The organism is Pseudomonas sp. P4_C3, from assembly GCF_056402075.1.
In genome coordinates, this window is record NZ_JBFUIC010000058.1 from 1 (window position 1) to 26,252 (window position 26,252).

The 26,252-nt window shown below is 59.1% G+C and carries 24 protein-coding genes and 2 pseudogenes; 13 read left to right on the forward strand and 13 right to left on the reverse strand.

Features of this window, described 5'->3' with window-relative positions; translation table 11 throughout:
• From AC1DVH_RS12530 to AC1DVH_RS12540, 3 genes are all read right to left on the reverse strand, one after another.
• Window positions 1–2,875, reverse strand: a 2,875-nt coding sequence (locus AC1DVH_RS12530; protein ID WP_477754061.1) for an efflux RND transporter permease subunit, incomplete at its 3' end; no start/stop codon positions are given.
• Window positions 2,872–3,981 (reverse strand): efflux RND transporter periplasmic adaptor subunit, encoded by a 1,110-nt coding sequence (locus AC1DVH_RS12535; RefSeq protein ID WP_477754062.1) that lies wholly within the window; start codon window positions 3,979–3,981, stop codon window positions 2,872–2,874. The genes AC1DVH_RS12530 and AC1DVH_RS12535, both read right to left, overlap by 4 nt.
• Window positions 3,914–4,129, reverse strand: a complete 216-nt coding sequence (locus tag AC1DVH_RS12540) for a hypothetical protein (RefSeq protein WP_477754083.1) — start codon at window positions 4,127–4,129, stop codon at window positions 3,914–3,916. The genes AC1DVH_RS12535 and AC1DVH_RS12540 overlap by 68 nt, the downstream gene beginning before the upstream one ends.
• Window positions 4,130–4,199: 70 nt before the next feature.
• On the opposite strand from AC1DVH_RS12540, the gene AC1DVH_RS12545 reads away from it, so the two are divergent.
• Window positions 4,200–5,660, forward strand: a complete 1,461-nt coding sequence (locus AC1DVH_RS12545) for an efflux transporter outer membrane subunit (RefSeq protein ID WP_477754063.1) — start codon at window positions 4,200–4,202, stop codon at window positions 5,658–5,660.
• A gap of 105 nt (window positions 5,661–5,765) precedes the next feature.
• On the opposite strand, the gene AC1DVH_RS12550 is transcribed toward AC1DVH_RS12545, so the two are convergent.
• From AC1DVH_RS12550 to AC1DVH_RS12560, 3 genes are all read right to left on the reverse strand, one after another.
• On the reverse strand, window positions 5,766–7,037 hold the full coding sequence (locus AC1DVH_RS12550; protein ID WP_477754064.1) for an OmpP1/FadL family transporter: 1,272 nt from the start codon (window positions 7,035–7,037) through the stop codon (window positions 5,766–5,768).
• 199 nt (window positions 7,038–7,236) lie between these two features.
• The gene (locus tag AC1DVH_RS12555) at window positions 7,237–7,863 is read right to left on the reverse strand and encodes a TetR/AcrR family transcriptional regulator (protein ID WP_477754065.1); all 627 of its coding nucleotides are present in this window, start codon (window positions 7,861–7,863) and stop codon (window positions 7,237–7,239) included.
• Between the two features lie 237 nt (window positions 7,864–8,100).
• Window positions 8,101–9,618, reverse strand: a complete 1,518-nt coding sequence (locus AC1DVH_RS12560; protein ID WP_477754066.1) for a nucleobase:cation symporter-2 family protein — start codon at window positions 9,616–9,618, stop codon at window positions 8,101–8,103.
• Window positions 9,619–9,874: 256 nt separating this feature from the next.
• Between AC1DVH_RS12560 and AC1DVH_RS12565 the strand changes: the two are divergent.
• A pseudogene (locus AC1DVH_RS12565) lies at window positions 9,875–10,156 on the forward strand (BrnT family toxin).
• Window positions 10,157–10,159: 3 nt separating this feature from the next.
• Window positions 10,160–10,465, forward strand: a complete 306-nt coding sequence (locus AC1DVH_RS12570) for a BrnA antitoxin family protein (RefSeq protein WP_477754067.1) — start codon at window positions 10,160–10,162, stop codon at window positions 10,463–10,465.
• A gap of 55 nt (window positions 10,466–10,520) precedes the next feature.
• Here AC1DVH_RS12570 and AC1DVH_RS12575 read toward each other — a convergent pair whose 3' ends face one another.
• Window positions 10,521–11,351 (reverse strand): arylamine N-acetyltransferase family protein, encoded by an 831-nt coding sequence (locus AC1DVH_RS12575; RefSeq protein ID WP_477754068.1) that lies wholly within the window; start codon window positions 11,349–11,351, stop codon window positions 10,521–10,523.
• A gap of 177 nt (window positions 11,352–11,528) precedes the next feature.
• Here AC1DVH_RS12575 and AC1DVH_RS12580 point away from each other — a divergent pair, with 177 nt between their 5' ends.
• On the forward strand, window positions 11,529–11,861 hold the full coding sequence (locus tag AC1DVH_RS12580) for a hypothetical protein (protein ID WP_477754069.1): 333 nt from the start codon (window positions 11,529–11,531) through the stop codon (window positions 11,859–11,861).
• 35 nt (window positions 11,862–11,896) lie between these two features.
• Here AC1DVH_RS12580 and AC1DVH_RS12585 read toward each other — a convergent pair whose 3' ends face one another.
• Together AC1DVH_RS12585 and AC1DVH_RS12590 are read right to left on the reverse strand one after the other, a co-directional pair.
• The gene (locus AC1DVH_RS12585) at window positions 11,897–13,303 is read right to left on the reverse strand and encodes a DUF1254 domain-containing protein (protein WP_477754070.1); all 1,407 of its coding nucleotides are present in this window, start codon (window positions 13,301–13,303) and stop codon (window positions 11,897–11,899) included.
• Window positions 13,304–13,415: 112 nt separating this feature from the next.
• On the reverse strand, window positions 13,416–14,987 hold the full coding sequence (locus AC1DVH_RS12590; RefSeq protein ID WP_477754071.1) for a sensor domain-containing diguanylate cyclase: 1,572 nt from the start codon (window positions 14,985–14,987) through the stop codon (window positions 13,416–13,418).
• A gap of 244 nt (window positions 14,988–15,231) precedes the next feature.
• Here AC1DVH_RS12590 and AC1DVH_RS12595 point away from each other — a divergent pair, with 244 nt between their 5' ends.
• Window positions 15,232–15,699, forward strand: coding sequence for a hypothetical protein (locus tag AC1DVH_RS12595; RefSeq protein ID WP_477754072.1), 468 nt, complete (start codon window positions 15,232–15,234; stop codon window positions 15,697–15,699).
• A gap of 224 nt (window positions 15,700–15,923) precedes the next feature.
• Here the strand turns inward: AC1DVH_RS12595 and AC1DVH_RS12600 are convergent, their stop codons facing one another.
• Window positions 15,924–17,681 (reverse strand): L,D-transpeptidase family protein, encoded by a 1,758-nt coding sequence (locus tag AC1DVH_RS12600; protein WP_477754073.1) that lies wholly within the window; start codon window positions 17,679–17,681, stop codon window positions 15,924–15,926.
• 85 nt (window positions 17,682–17,766) lie between these two features.
• On the opposite strand from AC1DVH_RS12600, the gene AC1DVH_RS12605 reads away from it, so the two are divergent.
• The 7 genes and pseudogenes from AC1DVH_RS12605 to AC1DVH_RS12635 form a co-directional block, all read left to right on the forward strand.
• On the forward strand, window positions 17,767–18,468 hold the full coding sequence (locus AC1DVH_RS12605; RefSeq protein ID WP_477754074.1) for a murein L,D-transpeptidase catalytic domain family protein: 702 nt from the start codon (window positions 17,767–17,769) through the stop codon (window positions 18,466–18,468).
• 108 nt (window positions 18,469–18,576) lie between these two features.
• Window positions 18,577–20,283: a copper resistance system multicopper oxidase gene (locus AC1DVH_RS12610; protein WP_477754075.1), complete on the forward strand. Its 1,707-nt coding sequence runs from the start codon at window positions 18,577–18,579 to the stop codon at window positions 20,281–20,283.
• A 10-nt stretch (window positions 20,284–20,293) separates the two neighbouring features.
• Entirely contained in the window at window positions 20,294–21,157 is an 864-nt protein-coding gene (locus tag AC1DVH_RS12615; protein WP_477754076.1) for a copper resistance protein B, read from the forward strand.
• A 52-nt stretch (window positions 21,158–21,209) separates the two neighbouring features.
• Entirely contained in the window at window positions 21,210–21,593 is a 384-nt protein-coding gene (gene copC / locus AC1DVH_RS12620; protein WP_477754077.1) for a copper homeostasis periplasmic binding protein CopC, read from the forward strand.
• A gap of 3 nt (window positions 21,594–21,596) precedes the next feature.
• On the forward strand, window positions 21,597–22,565 hold the full coding sequence (copD, locus tag AC1DVH_RS12625; RefSeq protein ID WP_477754078.1) for a copper homeostasis membrane protein CopD: 969 nt from the start codon (window positions 21,597–21,599) through the stop codon (window positions 22,563–22,565).
• Window positions 22,566–22,740: 175 nt separating this feature from the next.
• Window positions 22,741–22,980, forward strand: a complete 240-nt coding sequence (locus tag AC1DVH_RS12630) for a type II toxin-antitoxin system RelB/DinJ family antitoxin (RefSeq protein WP_477754079.1) — start codon at window positions 22,741–22,743, stop codon at window positions 22,978–22,980.
• Window positions 22,973–23,257 (forward strand): annotated as a pseudogene (locus AC1DVH_RS12635) (type II toxin-antitoxin system RelE family toxin); the annotation flags it as partial. The gene AC1DVH_RS12630 and the pseudogene AC1DVH_RS12635, both read left to right, overlap by 8 nt.
• A gap of 201 nt (window positions 23,258–23,458) precedes the next feature.
• Here the strand turns inward: AC1DVH_RS12635 and AC1DVH_RS12640 are convergent.
• Genes AC1DVH_RS12640 through AC1DVH_RS12650 form a run of 3 tightly spaced genes read right to left on the reverse strand, consistent with a single transcriptional unit; the run spans window position 23,459 to window position 25,481 of the window.
• Window positions 23,459–23,827, reverse strand: a complete 369-nt coding sequence (locus AC1DVH_RS12640) for a hypothetical protein (protein WP_223542390.1) — start codon at window positions 23,825–23,827, stop codon at window positions 23,459–23,461.
• A 17-nt stretch (window positions 23,828–23,844) separates the two neighbouring features.
• Window positions 23,845–25,257, reverse strand: coding sequence for a PAAR domain-containing protein (locus tag AC1DVH_RS12645; RefSeq protein ID WP_477754080.1), 1,413 nt, complete (start codon window positions 25,255–25,257; stop codon window positions 23,845–23,847).
• Complete coding sequence (locus AC1DVH_RS12650) at window positions 25,254–25,481, reverse strand: hypothetical protein (RefSeq protein WP_477754081.1); 228 nt, start codon at window positions 25,479–25,481, stop codon at window positions 25,254–25,256. The genes AC1DVH_RS12645 and AC1DVH_RS12650 overlap by 4 nt, the downstream gene beginning before the upstream one ends.
• 392 nt (window positions 25,482–25,873) lie before the next feature.
• Here AC1DVH_RS12650 and AC1DVH_RS12655 point away from each other — a divergent pair.
• On the forward strand, window positions 25,874–26,252 hold a 379-nt coding region (locus tag AC1DVH_RS12655; protein WP_477754082.1), incomplete at its 3' end, for a transporter substrate-binding domain-containing protein.

Below are 26,252 nucleotides of genomic sequence, written 5' to 3' on the forward strand. Positions count from 1 at the left end.
GTTGTACCGTGGCTTCGACCACTGCATGAAACGGGTCCAGCCCTTCTTGCGCGTTGTGATGGATTTGCCCAATCAGAATCAGCGTATTGCGCATCAAAATGCCCGAAAGGGCGATTAGACCGACCAGAGCGTTGATACCAAACGGCTGCTGGAAGATAAGCAGTGTCGGCACCACACCAATCAACCCCAGTGGCGAAGTGAGGAACACCATGATCATCGCCGAGATCGAACGGACCTGCACAATGATGACCAGCAGCGTCATGGCAATCATGATCGGGAATAGCGGCAACATCGCTTTACCGGCCTTGCCCGACTCCTCGATTGCACCCGCCTGCTCAATCCGGTATCCGCCAGGCAGCTTGTCGATGACCGGCTGTAGCTCCTTCATGATCACGCTCGAGACGTCCGGTGGCTGCAAGCCTTCGGCAATGTCACCACGCACGGTGATGGTCGGTGTGCGGTCACGACGCCGCAGGACCGGATCTTCCATACGCACATCGACCGCTCCCACCTGGGACAACGGAATCCGCTGACCCGCCGTACCTACCAACGTAAAGCCTTCTATCTTGGCGGGATCGAGCCGGATATCACCCGCTGCGCGACCAACCACCTGCACCGAACGAATGTCCTCACGAACCGCGGTGATCGGTACTCCGGCCAGCAGGAACTGCAATTGCTGCGCGACTGAATTTGACGTCAACCCCACCGCCTCCAGGCGATCCTGATCCAGAGCAAAATGCAGCGTCGGCGTCAGCGGCCCCCAATCGGTGTTGACGGTTCTCATCATCGGGCTCGACTGCAACACGTCCTGTACCTGGCCCGCAATCTCGCGCAACGTTGACGGATCAGGTCCCATCACCCGGTAGGCAACAGGGAATGGCGAGTACGGCCCGAACACAAGCTGAGTCACCCTGACACGCGCTTCTGGGGCAAGTCCCTCGGCCGCCGCTTCGCGGATACGGAACTTGAGGGTCTCGCGCGCCTCCTGGCTGTCCGTCAGCACCACAATCTTCGCGAACGACGGATCAGGGAGTTCCGGCGCCATTGCCAGATAGAAGCGCGGCGCGCCTTGCCCGATATAGGCCGTTACGATCTTTGCCTCAGCCTGCTTTTGCAGCCAGGTCTCTATCTTGGCGGTGGTGGCGCTGGTCTGCTCAATGGAGGCTCCATAAGGCATTTGCACTTCAATCAATACCTCGGGACGGTCCGAGGTAGGAAAGAACTGCTTCTTGACCAGGCTCATGCCGAGGATCGCCACGACAAACGAAGCGATGACAATGCCGGCCACCAGCCATTTGCGAGCGACGACTCGCGTCAAAACCTGGCGGAAGCGGTTGTAGTTAGGGGTGTTGTAGATGGCCGCGTGACCACCCTCGACTTTCTTGATGTTCGGTAACATCTTCACCCCCAGGTATGGGGTAAAAGCGACCGCAACCACCCAGGAGGCAATCAGGGCAATGCCCACGATCCAGAACATGTTGCTGGTGTACTCGCCGGCTGTCGATTGCGCGAAGCCGTTGGGCATAAAGCCGATAGCCGTCACCAGCGTACCGGAAAGCATCGGCGCGGCCGTATGACTCCAGGCGTACGCGGAAGCTTTGATGCGGTCGTAGCCCTCTTCCATTTTCACCACCATCATTTCGATAGCGATGATGGCGTCGTCCACCAGCAGTCCGAGCGCCAGAATCAACGAGCCGAGGGTAATACGGTCAAAGTTCTTTCCTGTGGCCGCCATCACCACAAACACCACGGCCAACGTCAATGGCACCGCCGCAGCGACCACAACGCCTACCCGCCAGCCCATGCTGAGAAAGCAGACAAGCATCACCACAAGCAGCGCGACGAAGAATTTGACCATGAACTCGCCGACGGCCGAATCGATATTTACAGATTGATCGGTGACCTTGGAGAGCGTCATGCCCAAAGGCATGCCTTCATTTATCTTGACCGTCTCCGCGTCCAACGCCTTGCCGAGGTCAAGGCCGTTCCAGCCCTCACGCATCACGATCCCCAGCAACAAGGCTTCTTCACCGTTATTGCGCACGAGAAAGGTTGCCGGATCTTCATACCCACGTTCGATCGTCGCCACGTCGGCGAGTTTGAGCGTGCGCCCCTGAACCGCAATGGGTGTGTCACGAATCTTTTGCACCTTATCGAGGGCGCCATCCAGCCGGAGGAAGACCTGTGGCCCATTGGTTTCGATCGAACCGGCGGGCGTGAGCACGTTTTGATTATTCAGCGCGGCAAAGATGTCCTGAGGAGATACACCCAAGGTGGCCAACCGATCATGCGAAAAGGAAACAAAGATACGTTCGGGCTGCTCCCCAATGATGTTGACCTTCTTCACGCCCGGCACATGCAAAAGTTGTTGGCGCAACGACTCTGCATCACGCACCAACAGTCGCTGCGGCTCGCCTTTGGCTTTCAGGGCGAAAAGCGCAAATGTCACGTCCGAAAACTCGTCGTTGACCATTGGCCCGATGACACCCGCCGGCAGCTTCCTGGCCTCGTCGTCGAGTTTTTTACGCGCCTGATAGAACTCCTCCTGCACTTGCGAGGGCGGCGTACTATCGAGCAGTGACACCATCGTGAAAGCAAGGCCAGGACGGGTGTAGGTTTCCGTGCGGTCGTACCATTTCAGTTCTTGCAGGCGTTTTTCAAGTGGCTCTGCTACCTGATCCTGCATCTCCTGTGCCGTGGCGCCCGGCCACGCGGTAATGACCGTCAACTGCTTGACCGTAAACGGAGGATCTTCCGCACGCCCCAGCTGAAAGAACGACAAGATGCCCGCAACGGCAATCAGGAAGATCAGAAATACCGTGATAGAGCGCTCACGAACGGCGATCGCGGAAAGATTGAAGCGCCCCTCGCTCATGGACGACCCCCGGCAACTTTGACGCCATCCTGTTGAGGCAATCTCACCTCTTCACCTTCGCGCAACAGATGTGCGCCTAACGCTACGATCTGCTCGCCGACTTTAAGGTCGCCCGCGACTCGCACTGTGTCGTCGCTCAAGCCCAGGACTTGTACAGGTCGCCAGGCCACCTTCGCCGGTGTACCGGCGATGACCCACACGCCAGAGCCTTGGCCTGGGTCATAAACGGCTGCGATCGGTACTTGCAGCCCCTGCCCTTGCGTGGTGCCCTCAGCGATCCGAAGCGTGACGGTCGAACCTATCGGTGCATTGGCCAGCGCGCCGTCAAGCACATACCGCGCCTCGAAGGTACGTGTCATTCGGTCGGCCGAGTCAGAAAGCAGCCTCAGCTTCGCTGTAACAGCATCCGTGGCATTGCCATAAAGCGTCGCCTGCGCGGTGGATCCTGCTGCGGGGCGCAACGTCTCGGGCAGGTGCACGATCGCTTCGCGCTGCCCTGCCCGCGCCAGTCGAACCACGGGCTGTCCCGGGCTGACAACTTGTCCTGGCTCGGCGAGCGTCTCCACCACAACGCCGTCGGAATCCGCAAACAGCACCGCATAACCAGAAGCATTACGGGCAACGTCAGCCTGCGCGTCTGCAGCGCTGAGCTGCGCCTTTGCGGTATCGGCTGCGGCTTTGATCTGGTCATAGGCCGATGCAGAAATAGCGCCTGCGGCAACCAGACTGCGGTATCGCGCCTCGTCATCGGCTGTCTGCCTGGCTCGGGCCCGAGCCGCTATGACCGACTCTTGCTGTGCTCGCGCCTGCAACCCCAGGTCGATTGGGTCGAGGCGCATGAGTGGCTGACCACGTTTAACGGTCTGACCGGTATCAACCAGACGCTCAAGTACCTTGCCTGATACCCGAAAGCCAAGGTCGCCCTGGACGCGGGCAGCCACTACACCAGTGAAGGAACGCGAGACGTCGGACGAAGCCTGAACAGCAGTGGACCTCACCAAAGGGGCATGCGTGCGTGGATCTTCAACGGTGGATGAATCACCGCACGCCGTCAGGACGAGAGGCAACAAGCAAGCGGCAATAGGGAAAGGTCGAAGCCGGCGCATAGGTTCCCTTACTTAAAAATAGGACGAGCGTCATATTCTCAGCCAGGTGACTATAAGTGTCAATGGTCACAAACCATGAAACATCCAGTGTCTCAAGCTCAACACAGAAACCGCCGTTATCAACGAGGAAAACCAAAAATTTGCTCAAATCGCCTCAATTGACAGAGTGTGACTATTGCGTAATATGGTCACAAACATCCTCTATCGAAGGAATCTCAATGCCGCCCCTCCGTCCCATTGCTCTTTTGGTCAGCGCCGGCTTATTGGCAGGTTGCGCGGTCGGTCCGGACTACCATCGTCCAGAGGCTCCGCTTTCGGATCGTTACCTGGGTCAGCTCTCTGTCGAACAGCGGCGTGGAGCGACGCCGACCAGCCTTGCAGCCTGGTGGGAAGGCTTTGGCGATCCAGTGCTAACCGAATTCATCTCCAAGGCGCTTGAGCAGAATCTGGACCTGGCGCAGGCGTCGGCGCGAGTCACGCAGGCGCGGGCCGGACTAGGTGCTGCAAATGCCGCTTTACTCCCCTCAGGGAACATCAGCGGACAGGCCGCGCGCTCCTACCAGTCAATCGAGACGCCGCTCGGCCAGGTGTTGAACTCAACGCCTGGCAATGATCGGTACGCAAGTTCCTACGAGGCCAACCTCGATGCCAGCTGGGAGGCAGATGTCTTTGGCGGATTGCGCCGCGCACGCGAGGCTGCCCTGGCCGAGTACCAGGCTTCCCAGGCGGGCGCCGCTGCCACACGACTGGCCATCGCCGCGCAGACCGCTGATATCTACATCACTATCCGCGGACTGCAGGCCCGGCTGGACATTGCGAATCGGCAAGTCAAAACGCAGCAGGCGCTACTAGAGAAAGTCCAATTGCTCTACAGCAAGGGGCTCGCCGCCAACTACCAGGTTCGCCAGACCGAGGGGGAGCTATCGCAGGGCCAAGCGACAGTGCCGGTCCTGCAGACCGGTCTGGATGCTGCCATGAATGCGCTGGATGTGATGCTCGGCACGCCACCTGGCACTCACCGCACGCAACTGGCAAGTGCGGGGAGCATTCCTGTAGCACCGCAGTTGAAGGCGATGGGAACGCCGGCCGATTTGCTGCGCCGCAGACCAGATCTCATTGTGGCTGAGCGCCGTCTCGCCGCCTCAAACGCACGCATCGGGGAGGCGATTGCCGAGTACTACCCGAAATTCTCCCTTAGCGCATTGCTGGGCAGTGCCACGGCTGTATCCGCAGGCAACCTTTTCACCAGCGGCGCCAGCCAGTCGGCGGGCGTATTGGGTCTACGCTGGAGACTCTTCGACTTCGGTCGTATTAACGCCCAAATCGACCAAGCCAAGGGACAGGAAGCCGAAACCCTGGCCGCTTACCGTCAGTCCGTGCTGCGCGCCACCGAGGATGTCGAGAACGCGCTCTCCGCCCTGGTGAATCGGGAAGCTCAAGCAACCATCCTCACCGGGGGAGAGGCGTCTCTGACGCAGGCTCGCCAATCGTCGTTCATTGCCTATGAGAAAGGCACGGCCAGCCTGATCGATGTRCTGCACGCCGACGAGACGATGCTGCAGGCTTCTGATGCCCGAGCGCAAGCACGAACGGAATCGGCACGAGCGGCGGTTGCGGCATTCAAGTCGCTAGGTGGTGGCTGGCAACCTCTTGAAGCCCAGCCTGTTGCGACACGATGACCTGATAAGGTGACGTAGCACTACAGAAAGGCTCGAGATGTGCTCTTAAAGGTCGGGAGGCAACGCGTGCTCCCGACCGGACAGTTATCGTGTAACAGTACTCAACTAGAAACGGTAACTGACAGAAGTACCGAGCCCGCTCGCACTGTTCTTGTATTTGGCACTGTATGCACCTCTGGTCGGCGAGGTTTCGTTGACCTGCACGCTCTCCTCCCACAGGTAGGAATAAGCAACATCGATCGTGACGTTGTCCGCCGGAGTCCAGCCAGCACCGAAGCTGATAACCTTCCGGTCGCCTGTAGGAATGCGTGGTCCCCGGTTGGTGTTGTTGGTGGGCGACTGATCAACCGACAAACCTGCGCGAAGTACCCATTGGTTGTTCAGTTGATACGCCGTACCAATAGCGTGAGCCCATGTATCGTGCCAATTCTGTTCTTCGGTAATGGTGCCTAGCGCGCCGCTCAACGCAGGGGGTAAACCTGTGTTCTCGATGGTTAACTCTTTGAAGCGACTCCAGCGAGTCCAGGTGCTCCCCAAGTAGAGGGTCCAGTCGTTATCAAGCTGATGAGTCACCGAGAAATCCACTGACTCTGGTGTATCCACATCCAGCGAAGCGTCATAACTCCGGCCGCTGACCCCCAACACGCTAAAGATGCCGTCAGTGACCTTGGTCTTGGCATCCAATTGATAACTGACCCTGGAATGGTAGGTCATGCCCAAACGGGTTCGGTCTGTAGCCTGCACCAGGATACCGGCGTTGAAACCGAGGGCCGTGTCGTCGCCAGAGCTTTTGAGTTTTCCGTCGTTGCGACCAGGACTGAGTGGGTTGGGCACCATACCGGACAGCTCACCGCTGATACGGTTGATGGTCGGACCGAACCCGATCGAAACCTTGTCGTTAAAGGCATAGCTGACGGTGGGCTGGAACGTAAGTGTCGTGACCTCGCTTTTGTTGGCGTAGTAACGCCCGGCATAACCGCTGCCATAATCGGTCATCAGACCGAACGGTACATAAAAACCAACACCGAACGCCCAATGCTCATCGATGGGTTTGACGTAGTAACCCATAGGCACCGTGGTCGTGGGCACCATGTCACCATCTTCCTGACCTCCGAATGTACTGCGGGTCTGGCTTATGTCGGACTTGGCGAAAAGCGTCGCCGCCCCCACGCTGACCTGCTCTCTTTTCAAGCGGGACATTCCCGCGGGATTACCGAAGACCGTGCTCGCATCTTCAGCGGAGGAGGAGCGACCGGCAAACCCGGATCCCATCCCACTGATGCTTTGTTCATTGAGAGCGAAGCCGCTTGCAAAAACGTTTGAGGATGCGAGCACGACAGCAAGGCCCAATGGGCTCTTGAGCAATATTGTTTGCATTGTTTGAACTCTATGGGTATCACTGAGATGAAACAGTAGAAGCGACGCATCCCCATACTTATTCATGTGACCAATTCAGTCAATAGTCACAAAGCAGATAAATAAAATGCCCTTCGACGGATGAGAAGAAGGGCAAAGTGAAAAGCCGTTTTGATGATCTGGTGCTTACCCGGGTATGCCGTAAACCTTTAGCCGAGGGTCAAGGCATGAGGCTACGCAAGATGAGGTTGGAGGTGAGCGTGGGCGCTTCCTCGACGAAATCGAGGTTGTACTGCAGCAGCAAAGGATTGACGAATGGCCGCAGCGCGAGATGTATCGCTTCTACTGTCTCGTCCAGTGGAGTCTTGCGTTCAAATTCGCCAATTTCTCGCCCTTCCCGCACGATTTGCAACACGAAGTGTTTGATCTGTGCGTCATAAACCTGCGAACTGGGCCAGCTTTCCGACGCCGCGAACGCTGCAATGTCATACAGTTTTCGGTCGTTGAAGAACAGATTCACACCTGTGGCGATCACAGTTTTGACCAAGCGTCGAAAGCGCTCCGTCGGCGACAGGTCTTCTACATTGATTGCCTGCTCCACAGCCGCGACGATTTCTGCCAGACAATTTGCGCAGATGGCTTCACCGATCGCCTGCTTGGAATCAAAAAATTTGTAGATGTAGGCCTTTGAAAACCCGATGGCCTTTGCCAGGTCGGAAACCGTGGTTTTGCCGTAGCCGTACTGACTGAAATGTTCATTGGCCGCCGCGACAATCTGGTCTCGAATGTCGTGATCGGCTGGGCCACGGGGGCTGGGCGAAGATGAAGATTTTGATGGCTGATTCATGAGCACAGCTTACTCACCCTATCGAAGACTGACAACTTGTGACCGATTAGTTTTATAGTCACAAATCGACCGTTTTGAACGACTTTTCCGAGCGATCACACATGCTGCGGCCCTGTTCATGGGGTATCGAAAGGATCAGGGGCTTTTTTGTAGTTTTTCATAAAGTCAAAAGATCGCAGCCTGCGGCAGTTCCATGTAGGAGCTGCCGCAGGCTGCGATCTTTTGATCTACCAGCCTTTAGACATGCTCACTGCTTTTCGCGTGCACCGCCCGTGGTTCTGCCACGCCGTGTTCCGATTCCAGCACCGGAATCTCCTTGCCGTCGCAATCGTGCAGTTTACCGTCGCTGAAGTAGTCCCCTTCGCGCAACGCCGCCAGATCCTGATAACGCAGCACCCGCTCGGTACCGGCCGCAAACACCGATTGCTGGTCAGAGTTACCGGCGGTGAGATGGTTGAAGGTCAGGTTCAGCACGATAGCCATGATCGCTGACGAGCTGATGCCCGAATGGAAAATGGTCGCGAACCAGCTTGGGAAGTGATCGTAGAAGTTCGGCGCCGCGATCGGGATCATGCCGAAGCCGATGGAGGTGGCGACAATGATCAGATTGACGTTGTTGCGGTAGTCGACCTTGGACAAGGTCCGAATGCCGCTGGCCGCGACGGTGCCGAACAGCACGATGCCGGCGCCACCCAGTACCGAGGTCGGCACGGCGGCGATAACCCGGCCCATGAACGGCAGCAGGCCGAGGATCACCAGGAACAGACCGCCAGTGGCCACCACGTAGCGGCTCTTGATGCCGGTGACCGCCACCAGGCCGACGTTCTGGGCGAAAGCGCTCTGGGTGAAGGATCCGAAGATCGGCGCGAACATGCTCGACAGCATGTCGGCACGCAGACCGTTGCCCAGGCGCCTGGAATCGACCTTGGTGCCGATGATCTCACCGACGGCCAGAATATCCGCCGAAGTTTCCACCAGCGTCACCATCACCACGATGCACATCGACAGGATCGCAGCGAAGTGAAAGGTCGGCATGCCGAAATGGAACGGCGTCGGGAAGCCGAACATCGGGCCCTGGGTTACAGACGAGAAATCCGCCATGCCGAGGAACACCGCGATCACCGTACCGATGACCATGGCCAGCAGAATCGACAGGCGGGAGATGGTCGCACTGCCGATTTTGCTCAGCAGCAGCACCAGCACCAATGTCACCGCCGCCAGACCGATGTTCGCCATGCTGCCGAATTCCGGCGCGTGGCTGTTGCCGCCCATAGCCCAGCGCGCGGCTACCGGCATCAGCGTCAGGCCGATGGTGGTAATCACGATCCCGGTCACCAGCGGCGGGAAGAACCTGGTGATACGCGAGAACACCGGGGTTATCAGCAACCCGATCAGGGACGCCGCTATCACCGCACCCAACACCGACTGAAACCCGCCCTCCCCGCCACTGCTGACAATCGCCACCATGGTCGCGACGCCGGAGAAGGACACGCCCTGTACCAGCGGCAATTGACAACCAAAAAACGGTAAACCCAGGGTTTGCAGCAACGTTGCCAGCCCCCCCGCAAACAATGAAGCAGCAATCAACAAACCGATGTCCGCCGGCGAGAGCCCGGCCGCCTGGCCGATGATCAATGGCACCGCGACAATACCGCCATACATGGTCAGAACATGTTGCAGGCCATAAGCCATATTCGCGCCGATCCCAAGATTTTCGTCCTCGGGCCGTTGGTGTGAAACATGGGGCGTTTTCATGGTAGGGGGTTCCCTGGTTTTTGTTATTCGCACACTGTATGCAATAGTCAGGACAAATGTCTATAGAGTTGTATACAACTTATCAGTCACAAAATGGATACCTGTCCATTTCCACCTGCTACCCACCCTCCAGGCCCCGCCAAAAAACCTTGAAATACATCCCTCCCTGTCCAAACGCGGGTGCTGGCTAGTCTTTCGAATTCCTGGCGACCATCGGTAAGGCCCGCCTCTTCTATATACATATAAAGTATGCATAATGAAGCCATTCGAAATTCAGTTCCACAAGGCAAAGAACGCAGCCAACAAACTCAAGCACCAAGGCATCAGCCTCGCAGAGACTGAACCGGTATTCCATGACGAACGAGCGCTGACCATCGAGGACAACCACCATGATGAACAACGCTGAATCACCCTGGGGCGGGATGCCAAAGGCCGATTGCTGGTCGTCGCGTACACCCATCGCGATCCGGATTTCGTTCGAATCATTTCCGCGCGCATCGCCACCAAAAGCGAGCGCCGTCAGTACCTGGAGGCATGACCGATGAAAGACGAATACGATTTCAGCAACGCCAGGCGCGGGGCCGTGGTGCCCGCCAAAGGCAAGACCCGCATTACCATCATGCTCGATGACGCTGTCATCGAAGCCGCCCGCGCACTGGCAGAAAACGAGGGGTACGGCTACCAGACGGCGATCAACAATACGTTGCGCCGGGCCCTGCTCAACGAAGGCAAGACCACACAACTGAAACCAACCCTCACCCCTGCCGAACTCAAGGGCCTGGAGCAGAAACTGGCAGAGGCCTTGCGCGAAATTCAACGGGTGATGGAGCCGGGTATTCGGCCCTGAAACACCAAGGGCCGATCAATCGGATCAGCCCTTGGTGATGTCTACGATCAGCCCGCTATTGCGGCGCTGCGATCAATCGTTCCAGTGTCCGCACCAATTGCGCCTGTTCCGGTACGCGAATGCCGAACTCGCTGCCCAGCAGGCCGATCAATTCCTGCACATCCGTCACCTGCCGCCGCTCGCTGTCGTGGCCAATCCGGTGGATCGCGAAGTTGCCGTTGTTGAGCGTACGCCGCCACCCCTCCCCGGTGCGCGCCGCCATCAATTGCTCGGCGAAAGTCGACTCGGGGTGGGTCGAGACGTACCAGTTGCCCACGGCAAAATCGATATTCTCCTGGCGTTGCAGGTCGAAGATGTACATCGCTCGCCATTCCCCCGCAACGTTGGCGCGCAGGGTAAAGCCGTCGACGTGCAGGTCGATGCGATACGGCTCGTGAGGGGTGAGTTGTTCGGCGCGGGAATCGAGCAACAGGGGCGCGGTCGGTACCATRCCGCCGAAGCCGACGTCGGTGATGTAGCGCACGTCATCGATGATAACCAGGCTCAAGCGATGGGTCCGGGCAGTCCAGGCGCCCTCCGGCTGGCCCATCACCACCCGGCCGCTGATGGCACGGGCGTCGAAACCCAGTGCTTGAAGCAAGGCCAGGAACAGGTTGTTGAGTTCGTAGCAGTAACCGCCACGACCGTCATGCAAGACCTTCTGCTCGATGGACGGCAAGTCGATCAGCACCGGATCGCCGGATAATGTGGTGAGGTTTTCAAACGGGAAAACGCCGGTATGGCGCAGTTGCAGTTGGCGCAAGGTTTCCAGGGTCGGTGCCGGAGGTGCGTCGAAGCCCAGGCGTCGCAGATACAAAGCACGGTCAGTCAGGCATGGCTCGCTCATCGCTCAATCCTTTTGCACGCAAGCGGCGGATTACTCCGCCAGTGGCCGCTATGTATACGGGATCAAGCACTGCCGCCGACAATTGATTTAGCCAATCACCGGAAATGAAAAAACTCTACTGCGCTTGCGCAGCCCTACACACCGGCATCAGGTAACGACTCATCCCTGGAGACGACCATGATGAACATCAGAATGACTTCGCTGCTCTTGGCGGGATTGTTGTCGGCAACGCCCCTGGCCATGTTTGCGGCGTCCGGCAATGGCAATGGCACTGGCACGCCCGGTACGACATCGGGCGCCACCCGCAACCCAACCATGCGGCCAGACAACAACCGACCCAGCGCACCCTCCGGTGACTACAGCCGCAGTCATGGCCCCGGCTCGTCAATCGGCAGCACCGGCGTCAATGGTCCGGGTAGCGGCGCGGGTGGTGGAACCGGCGCCCCCGGAGGTGGAACCGGCGGTGCTGGCGGCGGGACGGGCAGCTGGACAGGCAAAAGCAGCCGATGACGTGCAGTCATTGGCTGCTTTTTGTCGCCTGGGGCTTACATCGGCTTGACCGCCGGCGGGTTCCATTGGCCATTCAGCGCCTCGGCTTTCGGGCCGTACAAACGCATGGTCAGGTTGAACGGGCCTTTGGGCGCCGGCAGCCAGTTGGCCTCCAGATCCTTGCCGGGGCTTTCGTTCTGGAAATAGAGGTCCAGCGAGCCATCGGCGTTGGCCTTGAACGGCATCCAGCTACTGACCGCAAAACGATTGAGCGAGTTGCCGACCTGGAAACCTTCCGGGTCATACAGGGTGATCGACCAGAAGGCGTTCACCGGCGGCGCCTCGCCCTTGTTGAAATGCAGCACGTACTTGTTTGCACCCTCGAGCGGCTTGCCGTCACTGTCGCCGATGTTCAACGGATAAATCGCATCCTCGGGCAGGTTGGCACCGAGCCCCATCTGCGTAACGATGGCGCGCTTGAGGTAGTAGTTGCCGTAGACGCCCATGGTGTCGGTGTTCATCGACCAGCCATTGACTTCCCGCGCCAGGGTCGGCACTTTCCAGGTCATCAAGGCCTGCGCATCCTGCGGCACCGTTTGCAGCGCGGCCCGGATCTGCGGGTCCAGCGCGTCCATGTCGAACGGCTTGCCGGCTTCGATGCCGATACGCTTGATCTGCGCCAGCATTGGCTGGTCGGTGCTGTGCGGCGGGTTCACCTTCAGCAGGTCAGCCGCGTAAGTGAAGTAATTGGCAGCCGACATGGAATCGACCTGAATCTTCGGCGGCGTTTTCATGTCCACCGCCGGGTCGACCTTCACGGTGACGGCTTCAGGTTCCTTACCCAACCGGGACAACGGCGTCACCGTGTAGCCGGCCTGGATCTTGTGCACCGCCGCGTAATCCGCCGCACCGTCGGTCTTGGTACGGCCGATGACCCAGACAAAAGGCGTGGGTGCCGGCAGATGACTCATCCCGGCGGGCACCGTGCCGGTCCACCCCGGTGGCGTCACCAAAAATTGCCCGGCCTCGGTGCCCGTGGTGCGCCAGCCCGGCGAAGCGAACACGTCAGTCCACATATCCAGCATCGGCAACAGGTAGAAGCGCCCGTCGGTATCCGGCGCGGCGATCACCAGCGGTTCCTTGGTCAAGTCCAGCCAGGCAATCGAATACAAGGTGTCGAAATTAGCCCGCACCACCCCTTTGAACTCGGCCGGCGGATACTGCGGCACACTCACAAACATGTTCATCGGGCCTTTGCCGAATTCCTTGCCCGGTTCGATGTTGGTGAACTGCTTGCGGGTAATGTCCATGCTCAGCAGCGGGTAAAAATAGATGTAGGCATCCACGCCGATCGCGTGAGCTTCTGCGGCAGTGATTTTCGATTGCGCGTGGCTGGCCAGCGGGAAGATGGCAGCGGCTGCGACGGTCAAAGCAACGGCTGTCAACGCTTGGGGTATCAACATGTTGGCGATCGTCCGTGCGAGGGGGAGCCTGCCGGGGTCGGCAGCGCTAACGGAACTCTAGACGATCAATTCAGCCAGGCCCGAGAGGCGGACCACCGGCAGGAACAACACTTCAACGATCGGAACGCATCAATGCCTCGACACCGCCCGCCATCGACAACGTTGCCACGCGGTTTCGCCCCGAATGCTTGGCCTGATACAACGCCGCATCCGCCCGCTCGACAAACACGTCCATGCTGTCACGCCCCGATGGCACGAACGAATAGCAACCCAGACTGACCGTTACGTAGCCATTGGGCGAGCCGGTGTGACTGATGCTCTTGTCAATGACGCTGCGGCGGATCTGCTCGGCAATCGTCATGGCGCCGTGGATGTCGGTGTCCGGCAACAGCACCGCAAACTCCTCACCGCCGTAACGCACCGCCAGATCGGCCTTGCGGTGGCAGCAACTCTTCAGCGCCCGTGCCACTTCGGCCAGGCAGTGATCCCCCACCACATGGCCGTAGGTGTCGTTGTAGCGCTTGAAGTAATCGATATCGAGCATGATCAGGCTCAAAGGGCTGGCCTGCCGGGCGCCGCGCCCGAACTCGATGCCCAGCGCCCGCTCGAACAGTCGGCGGTTGGCCAGCCCGGTCAGGCTGTCGTGGGTGGCGATCAGCTCCAGCGCTTGCTGGGCCCTGCGCAAATCCGACTCGACCCGCTCGCCAACACGCACCTGATACAGGAACACCCACCCGAACAAACCCACGACCAGCAACACCAGGGCAACGATAAGACTGGAGCGAAACGCCGTGTCGTACCAGCCCGCGAGAATGGTCTCCGTGGACGACGCAGCGGCGACCACCAGCGGATACGCCTCCAGCTGGCGGTAACCGTACAGGCGTGTCACACCATCGATGATGGACGTGAACATCGCATTGCCGGAGGTGGCCAGTGGCAGGAACTTCTGGAAAATCTCGCCCTGGGCCAGCGACACGCCGATCTGCGCCTCTACAAAAGGTCGACGCGCCAACAGCGTGCCATCGGTCAGGCCGAGAAACATCGAGCCGTTGTCGTCGAGGCTGAAACTTTTGAAGAACTGGTCGAAGTACGACATCTTGATGCCGGCCAGCAACACGCCCTGGAAATGCCCGTTCCTGTCGTTGACCCGTTTGGAAACCGGAATGATCCACTCGCCGTTTTCCCGGCTGCGGATGGCCGGGCCGATGTGCGCCACCGACGATACGTTCTGCTGGTGATACTTGAAGTACTCGCGATCCGCGACCCCGGCACCCCGGGGCAGGTTCTCAAACGAGGTCACCACCCACTGGCCCTTCTGGTCGAACAGCAGGATGCCGTGCAACTGATCCAGTGCCAGCACCCGCCGGGCGAAGGTCTGCTGCAAGCGTGGTCGTTGGTCCGGGCCGAAACCGTCGACCTGAATCCAGTCCACCAGACTGGTCAGCACCAGGTCGGCCTTCATGAAGGTGTCTTCGGCTTGCTGCGCCATGGCCCGCGTCAGGTTCGAAGACGCCACTTGCGCCAGGCTCAGATCATGGCGACGGGACTGTTCCAGTTGCAGGTAGAGCAAACCGCACAGGCACAGACACACCGTGGCAATGAACAACACCGCGGCCTTGCGCAGCGGTATGCGTTTCAATGCGACGCCAGGGGCGTGGTCCGGGTCGTTAAAGCGAGTGGGCAAAAGTTCATCCTGTCGGGGGCAAGGCATGGGCACCGACCCAAAGCCCTCAATCTTTATGGGCCGTAGTTTACGGGGTTATCCATGATAAATGGGTGGCCACTTGCCCAGCGGTATCACACCTGCCCGGGGGTGCTGCCCAAGCACAGCGCCTGCACCCGGCATGTGCCGCAAACATGACCCAAGGCAAGCGCGCCCCCCGCATCAACGAGCTACGATTAGTCTGAACTCCACACAGGGAATCGACATGAGCAAGGCAGACGAGCTCGCGGCAAAATTGAAACAGACACGGCTGACCAGCGCGGATCAGGCGATCGATGCCTGGCCGAGCCAGGTCTACGAACTGTATCAACGGATAGAAACCTGGCTGCTGCCCCTGACCGAAGCGGGCCTGGTCCTGCGGCGCAACCCCACCCACGTGTTCGAGAGCCACCCCAATGGCGACGCTTACGACTACGCCATCGACCAGTTGGTGATTGCCGGCAACGAGCACAGCCTCACCTTTGACCCGGTTGCACGCTTCACCGCCGATGGCGAAGGGCGGGTCGAGATTCACTCCCAAGGCAACGAATTCGCCCTGTTGCGTACCGTGGACGAACACGGTGAAACACACTGGTGGCTACAAACGATCGAGCAGGCCACAGCGCAGCTGGATGCGGTGGCGCTGACGGAAAGCGATCTGCTTGCAGTAGTGCAACAAGGGCTGGCGCTTTAGGGGGGGCAAGCACTCACATAAAAAAGGGCGCTCCAGAGACTAATACCGATCAGTTCACACACGAAACCTGTGGGAGCGAGCTTGCTCGCGATAGCGGACTGTCAGACACATTGATTTTGAATGTGCGACCGTCATCGCGAGCAAGCTCGCTCCCACAAGGTTTGTGGTGTTCAAACATTTAACCGACAGGCATTACGCCCCTGGAGCGCCCTTCTTCAGCTATTTCATTGCTGTTGGTTCTGTCCCTTCACCACCAGCGGTATCTCTGCTCGACGCAAGTCCAGAGCGGGCAACTTCACAGGCTGACTCAAGCCCTGCAGCACCCTGGCATCGTAATCATAAATGTCGGGCTTGAATGTCACCCGCCCATCCTTACTCAGGTCCACGGTCCAGTAAGCCAACAGCACCGGCACTTTCACCGGTAGCTGGATGTTCTCGGTCCTGCCATTGGCCAACTGCTTCTGAATGCCGGCGCTGTTCCAGCGCACCGGGTCGTTGAACAACAACTCGACCAGTTGCAATGGGTTTTCCACGCGGATGCAGCCTGAACTGGTGGCCCGAACCGTTTTGGCAAACAGTTCGCGGTGCGGCGTGTCATGCAGGTAAATCGAATAGTCGTTGGGGAAGCGGATCGCCACCTGCCCCAGCGAACTGTCGGGCCCGGCATCCTGACGCAGGTGGATGCCTCGCGGGTTGCTCCAGTCAACGCTCGACGGATCGAGCACATTGCCTTCGCGATCAAGCACGCGAATCCGGTTGGCCTCCAGATAGCCCGGATCGTTCTGGACTTTTGGAATCACGTCCTGCTTGAGAATGGTCGGCGGCACGGTCCAGGTCGGGTTGAACGTGATGTAGGTGATTTCGGCCTGGAACACCGGCGTGCTGCGCACCGGTTTACCGACTTGCACCCGCGAACGCCAGATCGGCAGACCGTCGCGGTACATCGCCACCTTGTATCCGGCGATATCGACGATCACGAACGTGCCCTGAAGCTTGTACAACAGCCACCGGGCGCGCTCCATGTTGACCCGCACCTGATCGATCCGCGCCTCGACCGGCACGTTCAGTGCCGCCAGCGTCGCCGCCCCCGCCACGCCATCGGCACCCAGGTATTGCTCGGTCTGATACTTCTTCACCGCGGCAATGACCTTGTCGTCGTAACCGGCCTTTTTCGACAGCTGCGGGTCCAGGTATCCGCCCGCCACCAGACGCGCACGCAATTGTGCGACAGCCACCCCGTCCATGCCGGGCTTGAGCGATTGCCCTTCGGTGACTTTCGGCCAGCCGCCCGCATCACGAACCTGACGCAACCGGGCCAGGCCCTCACGCAAGTTGCGGTAAATCTCTTCCTGAGGAGGCGCCTCGGCAAAGGCACGCGCCACGTCATGGGCATCGAGGGCGGCGAACAGGTTGTTCATGTCTTCGCGGGCATCGCCGCCGGAAGGCTCGAAATTCCAGTGAATGTCCAGCCGCGACGGATCGACCTTGCCCCGCCGCAGTTGCAGCAGCGCGGTGATGAACGTGCGGGTCGCCGCCATGTCGAACATCGCCCGTTGCGCCGTGGAAGGCATGGCCACTACCAGCGATTCATGGGCCTGAGCCAGTTCGGAGATGCGGAAATCCGCCGGATTCAGGCCGTCGATCCGGGTGTCTTCAAGGCTCTTGAGTAACTGGGCCACGTCACGTTCATCTGTCCACGCGGCGCGATAGTTGCGATGCATATAGAAATCCAGCACCACCCGGCTGACATCCACGCGCTGATAGCGCCGCGAAGTGAGCAACGGCGGAAAGGCCGAGCGCAGCGGTTCCAGTGTTGCCTGAATCGCCTGGCCGACCGCATCGTCGGGCGCTGCGGCATCGATTGTGCTGCTTGCCGCAGATACCGGCTCAATCGGCGAAGTTTGCCCAAACGCCGCACCGCTGATCAGAAAGCCCATAAAAAATATGCGGCTTATGACGAATGACCTTGTTAATTGCACCATGGATAATCCTTAATCACCCGTTTCAAACGGCTAGCTTTCCACTCGCTGCCAGCTAGACTCGAAATTATCATGATGAGACCCGACTATGGCGCTCAACCGCTTTGGCCCTTTATTTGCCATTTTACTGACGTGCCTTTCAGTAACGTCAGCCTACGCCGATTCGCTTGAAAACGCGCTGGTCAAAGCAGCTCCAGGCGCCGACGCCAAAGTGATTGCCCTGGCGGTTCGCGCAACCCAATGCAGCCGCGCCCAAGGTGTCGCCCCAGCCCAAAGACTGGCGGTGATCGATTATTCCCTGCCTTCGACCGAACAACGCCTGTGGGTCTTCGACCTTAAACGGCGCAAGTTGCTGTTTCACGAACTGGTCGCCCATGGCCGCAACAGCGGTGAAAACATGGCCACGCTGTTCTCCAACCAGAATGAAAGCCACGCCACCAGCCTCGGCCTGTTCCGCACACAAGAGAGCTACCTCGGCCAGAACGGTTACTCGCTGCGCATGGAAGGCCTGGAGCCCGGCTTCAACGATAACGCCTTTGACCGGGCCATCGTCATTCACGGCGCGCCCTATGTCAGCCCGGTGCTGGCCCGCGCGAATGGCCGGATCGGCCGCAGCCTGGGTTGCCCGGCCGTCAGACCGGCGATTGCCCATCGACTGATCGATTCGATGAAGGACGGGCAGTTGTTGTTTTCCTACTACCCGGACCAGCGCTGGTTGAAGTCGTCTTCCTACATCAACTGCGGCAGCGATACCGTGGCCTCGAGGGAAAAGACCACTTCGCGCCAGTAAGCAACGCCCCAACCTGTCAAAACTGTAATCCCCGCCTCAGCCTGCTGAAAGGCACCGCCCGTTAGCCTCGTCGACAAGTTCAACAGGCTGACGGGCGGAACAAACGGCATGCACTCCCACACTTCAAGACGCACCTTCGTCAAAGGCCTGGCCATCGGCGGGCTCTTCGGCGGCCTCGGGTTATGGCGCACGCCGGTCTGGGCGATCAGCAGTCCCGGCGAACCGCAGGTGTTGGCCGGTCACGATTTCGACCTGTACATCGGCGAATCCCCGGTCAACTTCACCGGCAGCCCACGCACCGCGATGACCATCAACGGCGGCATCCCCGGCCCGCTGCTGCGCTGGCGTGAAGGCGATACGGTGACGCTGCGGGTGCGCAACAAACTCAAGGACAGCACCTCCATTCACTGGCACGGCATCTTGCTGCCGACCAACATGGACGGCGTGCCGGGGCTGAGTTTCAAGGGCATCGAGCCGGGCGGCATGTACGTCTACCAGTTCACCGTGCGACAGAACGGCACCTACTGGTATCACAGCCATTCGGGCTTTCAGGAGCAATCCGGCGTCTACGGCCCGCTGGTGATCGACGCCAAAGACCCGGAGCCGTTCCAGTACGACCGCGACTACGTGGTGATGCTCAGCGACTGGACCGACGAAGACCCGGTCGGCCTGATGAAGACCCTGAAAAAGCAGTCCGATTACTACAACTTCAACAAACGCACCGTGGGCGACTTCATCCACGACGTCAGCGAAAAAGGCTGGGGGCCGACCGTCGCCGACCGCAAGATGTGGGCCGAGATGAAGATGAACCCCACCGACCTGGCCGACGTCGGCGGCGCCACTTACACCTACCTGCTGAACGGCCAGGCGCCGGACATGAACTGGACCGGGGTGTTCCGCCCGGGGGAAAAGCTGCGGCTGCGCTTCATCAACGGCTCGTCCATGACCTACTTCGACGTGCGCATCCCCGGCCTGAAAATGACCGTGGTCGCCGCCGATGGCCTGCACGTCAAACCGGTGAGCGTCGACGAGTTTCGCATTGCCGTGGCGGAAACCTTCGACGTCATCGTCGAGCCGACCGAAGCGGCCTACACCCTGTTCGCCCAGGCGATGGATCGCACCGGATTCGCACGCGGCACCCTCGCGGTAAAAGCGCGACTGATTGCGCCGCTGCCGCCACTGGACCCGCGCCCGCTGGTGACCATGGATGACATGGGCATGGCCGGCATGGACCACGGCAGCATGGCAGGCATGGATCACGGCAACATGGCCATGGGCGACATGCCCGGCATGCAGTCCCACCCGGCCTCGGAAACCGACAACCCGCTGGTGGACATGCAAGCCATGTCCACCTCACCGAAACTCGACGATCCCGGCATGGGCCTGCGCAACAACGGTCGCCGTGTGCTCACCTATTCCGACTTGCGCAGCACCTTCGAAGACCCGGACGGCCGCGAGCCCGGCCGCACCCTGGAACTGCACCTGACCGGCCACATGGAAAAATTCGCCTGGTCATTCAACGGCGTGAAGTTTTCTGATGCACAGCCGTTGCGCCTCAAGTACGGCGAGCGGCTGCGGATCGTGCTGGTCAACGACACGATGATGATGCACCCCATCCACCTGCATGGTATGTGGAGCGACCTCGAAGACGAGAACGGCCAGTTCATGGTGCGCAAACACACCATCGACATGCCACCGGGCTCCCGGCGCAGCTATCGGGTCACCGCCGATGCGCTCGGCCGCTGGGCCTATCACTGCCATCTCCTGTACCACATGGAAATGGGCATGTTCCGTGAAGTTCGCGTGGAAGAATGAGGCGCACCCCATGATTCGATTCACCCCGGTTTTTTTCGCACTCGCGACCTCGACGGCGATGGCCGCCAGCGATGACATGCAAGGCATGGATCACAGCCAGATGGACCACAGTCAGATGCAAAGCATGGACGAGGGCCAGATGCAGCCCGCCGCCCCCAGCGAAAGTCGCACACCGATCCCGGTGCTGACCGATGCCGATCGCGCTGCCGTGTATGCCGATCCCGCCGGTCACCACGTACATGACAGCACGCTCAATTCATTCTTCCTCGCCGACAAACTGGAATGGCAGGACGCCGATGACGGCAGCACCCTGGCCTGGGATTTGTCCGGCTGGGTCGGCGGTGACATCGATCGCCTGTGGCTGCGCTCCGAAGGCGAACGCAGCAATGGCGTGACCGAGGACGCGGAAATCCAGGCCCTGTGGGGCCACGCCATTTCCCCGTGGTGGGACGTCGTCAGCGGCGTGCGCCAGGACTTCAAGCCCGGCGCCCCGCAAACCTGGGCCGCGTTCGGCGTGCAAGGCATGGCGCTGTACAACTTCGAGGCCGAAGCCACGGCTTTCATCGGCGAAGGCGGCCAGAGCGCCGTGCGGCTGGAAGGCGACTACGACATCCTGCTGACCAATCGGCTGATCCTGCAGCCAACCGTCGAACTCAACGCCTATGGCAAAAACGACCCGCAACGGGGCATCGGCGCGGGGCTGTCCAACACCGAAGCCGGCCTGCGCCTGCGCTACGAAATCCGCCGGGAATTCGCGCCCTACCTCGGCGTGACCTGGAACCGCACCTACGGCAACACCGCCGACTACGCCAGTGACGAAGGCGAGGACCGCAGCGAAACCCGCCTGGTGCTCGGTATTCGGCTGTGGTTCTGAACAGACTCACCTCAAACCAACAACAACCGCTTCAAGCGGTAAAGGACCTTGCATGCGCCTCATCAAACCCACCGCCGTCGTTATCACGTTGCTCAGCGGTCTGCTCATGAGCACCCTCGCTCAAGCGCACCCCAAACTGCTCGCCTCCACCCCAGCGCAAGGCGCAGAAGGTACGCCGCCCGACAAGATCGAGCTGCACTTTTCCGAAAACCTCGTCACCCAGTTTTCTGGCGCCAAACTGCTGATGACCGAAATGTCCGGCATGGCCCACGCCCCGATGCCGGTCAAGGCCAAAGTCAGCGGCGGCAGTGATCCGAAGACCATGTTCATCACCCCGACAGCGCCCTTGACTGCCGGCACCTACAAGGTCGAATGGCGCGCGGTGTCGTCGGACACCCACCCGATCACCGGCAACGTCACCTTCAAAGTGAAATGATCGATGAGCGACTCGGCCAACGTCATGCTGCGGTTTGTGTTGTATGTGGATTTGATGCTGTTGTTTGGCGTGGCGCTGTTCGGGCTGTATAGCCTTGAAGGACGGGAACGACGTTCGGGGACCGTGCTGCCCTTTCGCGGATTGCTGGCGGGGTTTGCCGGACTCGGGGCATTGTTGTCGAGCGCCGGCATGGTGCTGATGGCCAGCACCATGAGCGGCGAATCAGACGTTGCCGAGTTGCGACCTCACATCGAGATGATGCTGTTCGAGACCGATGTCGGGTTGGCCTGGGCTGTGCGGATGATTGCGCTAGCGGTCGTGGGGCTGGCGTCGATACTCAACCCACGCGCGCCCGGCATTAGCCTGGTGATCGCCGCCACGGCCGGCGGCATCGCCCTCGCCGGCCTGGCCTGGAGCGGGCACGGCGCCATGGACGACGGAAGTCGCCGCTATTGGCACTTCACCGCGGACATCCTGCACCTGCAAATAGCGGGCGCCTGGCTCGGTGCGTTGCTGGCGTTTGCCCTGATGGCGCAAACCCGGGCTCTGCAAACCGAAGCACACATTCGCTTACTGGCTCGCGCGATCAAGCGATTCGAACTTGCCGGAGCACTGATCGTCGTCATCATCACCCTGACGGGCGTGGTGAACTACCTGTTCATCGTCGGGCCGAAGCTCGATGAGGTTTTACTCAGCCACTACGGAATTTTGCTGACGATCAAAGTGTTGCTGTTTGCCGGGATGCTGGTGTTGGCGGCGTTGAACCGCTTTCATCTTGGGCCCTTGCTGGAGCGGTCGTTGCGAGAGGGCCAATATCGCGTGGCAGCCCATGCACTTCGGCGCAGTGTGGTGCTGGAAATGATCGCGGCGGTATTGAKTGTGGGCTTGGTGGCGTGGCTGGGGACGTTGAGTCCGGAAGTGGAAATGAGCCATCTTCAGGGGGAAATCTCTGACATTTACGTACTGATTTAAACTTGGGCCAGCCAGGCCTGGGCAAAGGCCCAGGCGTTGGGATCTTTGCTGGTTGGCATTTTCATCCTCCCGAGTACGAATTTTCTCCAAATTAGCCGTACGTCTCGGCGGACTTGCCAATGAGGAACTCTTGATTCAATGTAATGACAAATGTCATTACATGAGAATCTATCCCATGGCATCTATCAACATCCGTATCGATGACGACCTCAAGGCTCGCGCCTTTCTCGAACTGGAAAAGCTCGGCGTCACGCCTTCCGAACTGATGCGCCAGACCCTGCAATATGTAGCGGAGCGTGGTCAGTTGCCTTTCAAGCCTGTCTTGATGACTGAAGACGATGAGGCTTTATTGGCTACCGTGCGGGAACGGCTTGCATCTCCTCAACGAGTAAAGGTTTCTATAGAGGACCTATAGCCTTGAGTTTGATGCCCGTGCATTGAAGGAGTGGCAAAAACCTGGCGACACAGTCCGACAGCAGCTCAAAAAGAAGCTGGTGGAGATCCTGAACAATCCACGCATTGAAGCTAACCGCCTGCATGGTTTTCCCGACTGCTACAAGGTCAAACTACGTAGCAGCGGTTACCGCTTGGTCTATCAAGTTATTGACCAGGATATTACTGTGTTTGCGGTAGCCGTGGATAAACGGGAACGTGAGCAGGTTTATCGCAAGGCGGCTGAACGTTTGAAGTAGTGGTCGATTGACCCTCTCGTTTAGGGGGATCGTTCATTTTTCACACCGGTGAAAAAAACGGCACCTTCCGGTGCCGTTCGAATTTCGCAGTCCTGCTTTAACTTATCTTGCCCAGTGCCCCGGTCTTGTCACAGAGGTCCACCAGGCTACGACTGGAAATGCCGAGCGCCGTTTTAAGCTTGAGGTGATAGCCCCAAAAAATCACTCCAACTTCATCAGCCCATACGCAATGAATCCCCAAACAGCAATGCCAACCAGCATCACCGCTTTGATTTTCAAAAGACGCTTTAGATGTGGGGGAAAGTTTTTAATATCCTCGGGGTCCAGCTCACCAATGCGGATTGAAACCCTTGGCATAGTCACCATCCCGGCGATTTTTGCTATCAGCAAGAGGCCCCCAAACCACCCCTGCTGCCGCAAACCTGGCCCCCAGGTGTGGACATAACGACTATTTTTTAAGGCCTCCAGCATGGCGTCAAGGTAACGCCATCTGAGGTAGAGACTGTATGCAGTGCTCGCAATGGCCAGCAAGATCGGACCGGCTAGAAGCCAAAAAGCTAGCCAGGACATCCAAAAACCCTTTCCCATCATGGCTGGGTTTTCTCGTATAAAATTTCACCCATTAACTCACCCCCATCCCCCATATAAGTTGTGCCCACCCATGTTCCAGCACCTATCAAGGTCGCGGCGCAGACAACTCCCCCAATTCCTGTAGAGACGCCAAGCGCCAGACAGATAGGTCCACTGACATATTTACCTATCTCTGCACCCGCAACGCCACCAAAGGTGGACCCAACAAACTTTCCTCCCTCCGTAAACCTGACCTTCTCGCAAGCGGACCCAGAGCCACTATTACAAACCTCCTGAACAGCCAACAGCGAAGAAACCCCGCCAATACCAACACCGATGTAACCACCGGTGCTCATGTACTTGGCTGCCCGACTGGTCGCGTTCACGTGGTTGGAATACCCCGGTATCTGCCCCGGCGCCCCAGCCTTGTCCCAATGGTGCACCAGACTGCGACTGGAAATGCCGAGGGCCGTTTTCAACTTGGGGTGATCGCCCAGGGTGGTCTGGCCGCGCAGGCGAGTGGAGTTCAGCAGATGAGCATCGAGTTGGGCGAGCAGGCGCTGGCGTTCGGCGAAGAACTGCGGCGATCGCAGGTGGCCGTGCTGACGATAGCTGTCCTGATGCAGGCGCTCCATGGCTTGCAGGGTGTCGCGCAGTCGGGCCAGGTGTTTTTCCATCACCACCGCGCTGACGCCGAGCCAGGTCGAAGTCTCGCCGGTAAAACTGGCGATTTCCGCTGCATGGCGGAACATGAACTCAGCTTCCTCCGGCGTCAGGGGATCAAGGGCGGCCTTGACCTGCTGCGCGGCCTGCATCAGCTGCGCTTCCTGGTAGGTGCAGGAGGTGTTGTTCGGGTCGCTCAGTACGATCAACGAGCCGGCTTTGATGTTGTCTGATACTGGGTTGAGTGCCCGAAACTTGCGCATCACGGCGGCACCGGGCGTGGCGAACAGCGTGGCCTCCAGGGCTTCGCGGGTCATGCTTTTGGGCACCACATGGAAGCCCGGTTCTTGAGGGTCTACGCGGGCGAATATGACAGGCGCCGGTGGGTACGAAGGGGCGAAACCAGGCTGACGTGGCGCGGCCGGTTGACTGGTTGCCGCACTGGAAACGGGTTGCACAACGTCCCTGCCCGTTCGCGGTGCGGAGTTAGCGCTGCGATAGGTCGCCGTGACCACCGAGGGGATCAGCCGKGCCTTGCAGGGGCAATCGCTGTGGCTGTCCAGCGTGCCCGCCATGGCTTTGCCATGACTGATCATGTGCGAAATGCCACCGACAATTTTGTAAGTCTTGCCGTCCTTGCCACAGGTGACTCGATCACCCTCGCGGGCATGGGCAATGCCGTACATCATGATCCGGGTGTCACCATCCAGGACCTTACCGCCACAGGTGGTCTTGTCATGCAGACCAATGAAATGTCCTTCGTTCATTGATGTTCTTCCTCCTTGATGGAAGGCAGAAAGTCCTCGGTTGCGATTCGGTAAATGGCGTGAGCGGGATGAGCTTCCATGTATGCCTGCCCCTGGCGAACAACTGCCAGAGCTTCGTCGCAAAAGTGCGCAAGCCGCCCTTCAGTGAAGTGGGGGGCGTCAAGACTGCGAAGAAATTCAGCGGAGACTTCGTTGGTATACAAGGGATGCGCAGGTGCATTCATTTGCAACTTCCTTATCGTCATCGGTTTGAGTTGCCTTTCCTTCTCATCTCGGCAGAAGCGCCGAGCAGAGAGAATATTGGGCGACGACGAATAAGACGGTGGGACGCTTGCTGAACGCAATCCAATGGCATAGCCAAAATGAACGAATAGGAATTTTCGCAATAACCAACAACCCATTTCCTACAACGGGAGTTACAAGAAGTATTTTTTTGCGCAGTGGAAGCCCGCTGTGTGTGGTTATTTCACGTGCGAGCGTAGTCCGATGGGTTAACTAAAAAACAACATCTTCCCGGACGGAATTTTTCACACCGGTGAAAGTTTCACTACACTCCCCTTCAAAACCACTCCAGCACAAAAGCCCGATAACAATGAAGAAAATCAACAGAGCAATGATGCTCGGCGGCTTGCTCGCACTCGCCCTTGGCGCACAGGCAGAACCTTCGCACCTGGACAGCGTCATGCAACAGGGACAACTGCGCGTTTGCACCACCGGCGACTACAAGCCCTACACCCTCAAAGCCGGGGACGGCGAATATTCCGGCATCGACATCGCCATGGCCCGCACCCTGGCCGACAGCCTGGGCGTCAAGGTCGAGTGGGTGCCCACCACCTGGAAAMCCCTGATGCCCGACATGCTCGCCGGCAAGTGCGACATCGCCATGGGCGGCATCTCGGTCACCCTGGAACGGCAGAAAAAAGCCTTCTTCAGCACCACCCTGGAAGTCGACGGCAAAATCCCGCTGGTGCGCTGCGAAGACCAGGCGCTGTACC